2 protein-coding genes are annotated in these 2,389 nt (G+C 48.0%); one reads left to right on the plus strand and one right to left on the minus strand.

From position 1 onward, the window contains the following. Positions 1 to 312 precede the first annotated feature (312 nt). Positions 313 to 570 (minus strand): hypothetical protein, encoded by a 258-nt coding sequence (locus IQ256_RS28895; protein ID WP_193859129.1) that lies wholly within the window; start codon positions 568 to 570, stop codon positions 313 to 315. A gap of 263 nt (positions 571 to 833) precedes the next feature. Here IQ256_RS28895 and IQ256_RS28900 point away from each other — a divergent pair, with 263 nt between their 5' ends. Beyond that, the gene (locus IQ256_RS28900; protein WP_193859130.1) at positions 834 to 1,331 is read left to right on the plus strand and encodes a hypothetical protein; all 498 of its coding nucleotides are present in this window, start codon (positions 834 to 836) and stop codon (positions 1,329 to 1,331) included. The last annotated feature ends 1,058 nt before the right edge of the window (positions 1,332 to 2,389 follow it).

The raw sequence follows: 2,389 nt of genomic DNA on the forward strand, positions 1-2,389 counted from the left end.
AGTCATCACGTAATTGCGAAATGTATGACAGCGCTTCGGTACCAACCAACACCACACCGCTCTTCCACCTGGCGACAGCAACAACAACGGCAGTACCGCATGACTGAGGGCGATCTCACACTCTAGCAAATGTGATTACAGGTAATCACCTCATCACAAACAGGTAAGCGCTGGCAGCAATTACACTCCGCTCTAGAACTCCACCCCTTCAGCCCAATCAGTGACGGCAGAGAGATAGGGGTGATCGCTCGACCATCAAACCAGAAAGGCCGAAAGCCAGCTATCAAACTCTAGCTATTGAACGACTGCCCTCTAGATCGAATCTAAAGCAGCGATCATCCACGGCATTGGGGTGATTGCGATTGGTCTGCGCCTATGAGCCAAAGCATCGGCGTTGTTGGCTGTGTCTGTGGCGTCGGGAAAGCGGCAGGGCGGACAGGAACGGTAGCAGGCACACAGCTCAGTCCAGAGCACGAATCTCAGGGTGAAAGCAATCGTACATAAGGGTGTGGCGATCACACTGTGGATGGAATGAAGCACTGGCGATCGCATTGATAATGAAGATCGCATTGAAAGGAGAAATCAAACTCTCAGCTAACTACCATTCTCATTGCTATGTGTAGATGAAAAGGCTAAACGATGAGCACTGATTGAATAGAAAAAAGGAGGGCGATCGCGCCTAGGAAAACACAGCAGCGGGCGCTACGAAACTAAAAGCGGCGGTCGAGTCTGCTCAGCAGTCAGTAGAGGACACTGAGCAGCTGCTATCGAGCGCGGTAGAAGCAGCCATCTCAAACTGGCAGAGCGAAATCGTTGCGCTTGGCACCTCTGGTATGGTCACAGCTAATGCCTTGAAAGACCTACCGCGCACGGCCCAGGCGCTCGCTGAAGAGATGCCGAAGTTAGCGCGTCGGCTGCAAACAGCTGGGATCAGACTGGAAGATGCGCCTCGCTCAGAGGCGGACATCATGGGGCTGTTCGATAAGATTCCTGGCACGTCTAAGCTAGGCGTGAGCGAGTGGGACATCCGTGTGTTCCTATCAGACAAGCACGGTAGTCACATCCATCCTCATTCTAAGGGCGGCAGCAACAGCACAGAGAACATCGTATGGGAAGTGGGCACTGACAATATTCGTCGGGGTGCCAGGACAATGAGTGCAGGCGAACACCACTATGTTCGCTTCTACAACGCGGTAGATTCTATTCTGAAGAACTCAGCTACTATCGCTGTTGCCCTGCCGATTATTCAATCGCTGGTTCGTCGTATTGAAGCAGACGGCTTCGGCGGTGAGTTTAAGGCGCAGTACGAGGCAGCGATCTTGCGCGGATAGGCAGTTGTGCAAAACTCGCTGCAAGTGCATGACTAGCGTTATGAGAGTTCCATCCCGAATACTGGTGTTAGCTATGAGTGACAATCTCCGATTTCGACACCTAGAAAACGTACTCTTGAGCAAGGATCACACCAGTTTTCAGACTTTCTCACAACTTTTTGCACACTCTGTACTCAAAATTTAGAAGGTCTACGCTCTGGCGAAGATTGAAGAAATTTTCGGGCTTTTTCCACCGGTTTCCGCTCTCCTTCTCCTACATCTAATATACGGCAGTGCTGCCGCCAAACAAATCTCATCGGTTCGTCGGCTAGTCTTTACCAGGTGACTAACTTGAACTTCAAAAGACATGATGAGATTTTTCAATTCGCCGTCACGTCTGTGCGGAGAACAGCTACAAGTTTTCGCACACACTTACTAGCCTTACAGAATATGCTAACTTCTGTGACACTTCATTTACAGACAAAAGAATCTTCACACGAGAGCATAGTCAAGGCTATCAAAATATAGTATGCTCCCTAATTCATATGTAAAATGCACGACAAAGTTTAATGAAGCCAGAAGATAATTATGTTGCGGAAAGAACAACAGACCCATCTGACAAAATAATTGATGTTCTTAGAAAAGAGGCTGGGGAAGCTAAATCGTGTTTCACGCAGTTTTCTTTTCAAGGTCTTATCTTTCTCAATGCCGCGCTAGGGATAACATTCGGAGCCGTGAATGACAATATCTTTGCGGCATTTAGCTGCCTGCCAGCCATCATAATTCTTCAAGTTCTATGTCGAATTGGCATCTATAAATATGGAGCAGCAAACAGATCGTACGGACTCCAAGCATATATAGAAAGTTTAAACAATTGCCTTAACAAAAATAAAAACAGGAAAAAATGCTCGCTAGAGGAGATTAGTGCTCTAGAACTAATTATAAAGAATGGGTAACTACTCAGGCTGAAGTAGTGGAAAGGTAGGATTTTTGGTGAAGGCCCCTGTGAGGGCTTCGAGTAAGGGTTGATGCTGCTTTCTCATGGTCGAGATGTAGCCCCGAATGCGACAGAACATACG

The organism is cf. Phormidesmis sp. LEGE 11477, from assembly GCF_015207105.1.
Taxonomy (GTDB): Bacteria; Cyanobacteriota; Cyanobacteriia; order Phormidesmidales; family Phormidesmidaceae; genus Phormidesmis.

What these genes read in the sequence shown, in the direction of transcription:
- IQ256_RS28895 (WP_193859129.1), bottom strand. Translation starts at nt 570, where the DNA reads ATGCGATCTTCATTATCAATGCGATCGCCAGTGCTTCATTCCATCCAC.
- IQ256_RS28900 (WP_193859130.1), top strand. Translation starts at nt 834, where the DNA reads ATGGTCACAGCTAATGCCTTGAAAGACCTACCGCGCACGGCCCAGGCG.